The organism is Peribacillus sp. SIMBA_075 (assembly GCF_046534585.1).
In genome coordinates, this window is sequence record NZ_JAWRYN010000137.1 from 1 (window position 1) to 438 (window position 438).

At 58.9% G+C, this 438-nt stretch carries 1 protein-coding gene; it reads left to right on the forward strand.

Annotated features, from left to right (window positions below):
• Nucleotides 1–438 (forward strand): phage tail tape measure protein (locus SB775_RS27505; RefSeq protein ID WP_410864304.1); only part of this gene is annotated, 438 nt, incomplete at both ends.

The following is a 438-nucleotide window of genomic DNA, read 5'->3' on the forward strand; positions in this document are numbered from 1 at the left end:
TAAAAAGTGCAGCCACGCAGACCTTTGATGGTATTGCACAGAATATGGCGGCGATGCTGACCGGCAGTGAGCAGAACTGGCGCAGCTTCACCCGTTCCGTGCTGTCCATGATGACAGAAATTCTGCTTAAGCAGGCAATGGTGGGGATTGTCGGGAGTATCGGCAGCGCCATTGGCGGGGCTGTTGGTGGCGGCGCATCCGCGTCAGGCGGTACAGCCATTCAGGCCGCTGCGGCGAAATTCCATTTTGCAACCGGAGGATTTACGGGAACCGGCGGCAAATATGAGCCAGCGGGGATTGTTCACCGTGGTGAGTTTGTCTTCACGAAGGAGGCAACCAGCCGGATTGGCGTGGGGAATCTTTACCGGCTGATGCGCGGCTATGCCACCGGCGGTTATGTCGGTACACCGGGCAGCATGGCAGACAGCCGGTCGCAGG